Raw genomic sequence first — 767 nt, forward strand, 5'->3', positions numbered from 1 at the left:
GGGGCGGACGGTTGCTGGAGGTGGGGCCCTTGGATGCGGATGCCACGCCGGACTTCCTGAAGGAGGGGGCGTGGGTGGCGCGCAACGGCCTGGGGATCCAGGGCCAGCGGCCCGGGCGGGATGGCGCCATGCCGTCGCTGCGAGCGGGGCTGAGCGCGGCCTCGGCGACGCACTGAGGCCCCATGCGCAGGGCGTATCTTCACTTCACGCGCTTCCCGGTGCAGCGCAAGGTCATCGAGTGCCCGGAGCTGACGGGGCGGCCCTTCGTGCTGGTGGAGGAGTCGCGCGGCCAGCGGCGGGTGGCGGCGGCGTCGACGTCCGCGCTGAAGGCGGGGGTTCGGCCCGGGACGACGCTCACGGCGGCGACGGCGCTGGATCCGGAACTGCGGCACTTTCCCTATCGGCCGGAGGAGGAGGCCCGGGCGCTGGTGGCGTTGGGGGAGGCGCTCTTGTGCCTGGGGCCGGGCTTCCAGCTCTCCGCGCCGGATGGACTGTGGTTGGACGCGGGGGCGGCGCACCTGTCTGGAGGCGAGGAAGGGCTGTGCTCGCGGGCGTTGGCGCTGTGCTCGGAGCTGGGGTACCGGGCGCACGTGGCGGTGGCCTCGGAGGCGTTCACCTCGCGGGCGCTGGCGCGGTACGGGGCGCGGCGGGTGGAGGTGATTCCGCTGGGTGAGTCGGCTCGGGCGCTGGCGCCGTTGCCGTTGGCCGCGCTGGAGGGGCGGGAGGGTGCGTCCTTCTCCTCGCTGGGGCTCACCACGCTGGGGGAG

General features: G+C 74.7%; 1 protein-coding gene. It reads left to right on the plus strand.

The genetic code is table 11. From position 1 onward, the window contains the following. Positions 1–182: 182 nt before the first annotated feature. Positions 183–767: Y-family DNA polymerase (locus FJV41_RS49430; protein WP_497812681.1), on the plus strand; the 585-nt coding region annotated here is incomplete at its 3' end.

The sequence above is a fragment of the Myxococcus llanfairpwllgwyngyllgogerychwyrndrobwllllantysiliogogogochensis genome (assembly GCF_006636215.1).
In the GTDB taxonomy this organism is placed as follows: Bacteria; Myxococcota; Myxococcia; order Myxococcales; family Myxococcaceae; genus Myxococcus; species Myxococcus llanfairpwllgwyngyllgogerychwyrndrobwllllantysiliogogogochensis.